The sequence below is a fragment of the Chlorogloea sp. CCALA 695 genome (assembly GCF_003003885.1).
In the GTDB taxonomy this organism is placed as follows: domain Bacteria; phylum Cyanobacteriota; class Cyanobacteriia; order Cyanobacteriales; family Chroococcidiopsidaceae; genus Aliterella.
In genome coordinates this window covers 1-2,055 of the sequence record NZ_PVWN01000168.1, presented here as the reverse complement: position 1 = coordinate 2,055, position 2,055 = coordinate 1, and the positions used below count along the sequence as shown (strand labels likewise).

Genomic DNA, 2,055 nt, shown 5'->3' with positions numbered 1-2,055 from the left:
CTACGAATAGGAGTAGTCGCTTAATGTTTTCATCTTGCAAAGCCTGAGAAATATTTAATTGAGAAATTGATTCTAAACGTTGTAGATAAATATCTTCATATCTTTGGACAATTTCTGGATCGCTTTCAAAACCTTTAATCAATTCATACATATCTTTAGCTTTCTGAGCATGGGCTGCTAGTTGCTCCAAGTTTGCCTGTAAAGCTAGTTTTTGTTGTACAGCAGTTACAATATTTGTCTGTACTTTACTTAATGGATTATCTGCTCTCAAAAGCTCAAGCCTACCTAGTTCCCAGACTTCCCTGTTTAGCTCAAAGTTTTTACCCTGAACCAAATGTATAGTTGCCACTTCTAAAGAATCCTCGTGAATTAAACGTATTTTTCCCTTTTTGTTTGGTAGAAGTACGCCCCATTTAGATGAAGACTTTAATGTTACTATTCTGGTTTTAGATAACAACTGAAATGTCTGTCTCTTTTTTTCAAAAATTCTTTCGTGCCAAGAAACTATCAATATTATAATTGCAAGAAATACTGTAGTTAAATTCTCTGCATAAAAAGGGTGAAGTTGGAGATAGAATCGAGTTAAAGGTGTAGGTATAATATCGACAAAATTCTTACCTGATGGTTCCATATCACCTATCATGCAAAGCATAATTTTTATATAAAAGTATTCAAGAGTTTGCGTTGTTTATGACAACTTTAGTAAACTTTTTCACGCCTACAAAATCTATCTTCGAGCTAGTAGATTAATAACGTTTGCAAGCAGCTTGCTCAGGCTTACTCTGACATAAGGCGCGGTATGAAGAATCCTGCTCAAAACTATGTAGAGCGGCAAGAAGGTATGGTCCCACAGTGACTAACAGAATTGCTGCCAGCTTGGAGCGCCGCCATACCGCCATGAACAGCCGACAAAACAGGGTAAGTAGGCTAAATACAATCAGTGCGTTAAAGAAATTAAGATTTTGTGAATCGCGGTCATTCATACTTTTTCTCCTTTTGGATTTAATTCTACCGACCTAGCATGGTTTTGAATATGGGGTCAGGTTCCACTCGCCACTTGGAGCGGTCATCACTGGAAGCTTTGAGCGCAAACTTAGAATTGTTACGAATTGACTGGATTTGAGCAGGATTAGCGATGTTTGCTGGAGTAAACTGTTTACGCTGATAAAGCAAGTCGTCAATGGTGATTTGGCGAGTGCGACCCTGTCTGTATGAGCGCACTGCTGATAGGTAGACTGCTTTGCCAATCTCGTCGGGTGTGCATTCCCCGTACTCAGAAATCAGGATCTTCCAATCGCGATCACTCCAGTTGGGAATCGCCCCACAATACTTCAATAAATGGATACCAAAAATATCATGACGCGCTCCTTCATGGGGTAAATCTACAAAGATAGTGCGGTCAAATCTTCTTTTCAGTTCTGGGGGAATTTGATTGATTCGGTTTAAGGTAACTATTGTGTAAACGGGAGGAGTGCGGTCTTGCAGCCAAGTGAGCAACATACCTGCTAGTTTCTTTTCTTCCCCAGTATCCTTAGATAAATCTGCGGAAGCAAACGCTTTATCGTAATCATCCCAAAATAATAAGCAAGGTGCAGATGCCTCAGCAGACTGCAATAACGCCCTTAGATTTGCCACACTTTCGCCAGGGATGGGTGAAATCAACCCCGCCCAATCCGCACAGAGTAAGGGTAAACCTAAACGAGTTGCTGCACTTTTGGCAAACAGACTTTTACCCGTTCCTGGTGGACCGATGAGAATCGTTCCTCTAGGAAACTGTAAACCCGCTTCATAAGCTTCTGGCTTGAGTAAATCTGTAATTTCTGCCAAAATGCCATCGAGAACATCCATCCCCGCCGCATGACAGTCAGGCTGAGGAACTACAGTAATTCCACGCCCTTGTAGCTTCCGAATCTTATAGTCAGAGATAGCTGATGCTAATCCTTCCCCTTGGAGGTTTGCATACATTTGGAGTACATTGTTTAACTCTCCAATATAAAGCCCTAAAGCAGCACGATAAACGGCATCGCAATAGACATTCTTCTGCTTGAGAAAGTT

3 protein-coding genes are annotated in these 2,055 nt (G+C 41.0%); all 3 read right to left on the bottom strand.

The features are described from left to right. On the bottom strand, positions 1-631 hold a 631-nt coding region (locus tag C7B70_RS25815), incomplete at its 3' end, for a hypothetical protein (RefSeq protein ID WP_146134194.1). Positions 632-746: 115 nt separating this feature from the next. Further along, positions 747-983 (bottom strand): hypothetical protein, encoded by a 237-nt coding sequence (locus tag C7B70_RS25810; RefSeq protein ID WP_106371693.1) that lies wholly within the window; start codon positions 981-983, stop codon positions 747-749. Positions 984-1,008: 25 nt separating this feature from the next. Next, the coding region (locus tag C7B70_RS25805) for an ATP-binding protein (protein WP_106371692.1) at positions 1,009-2,055 on the bottom strand (1,047 nt) is incomplete at its 5' end.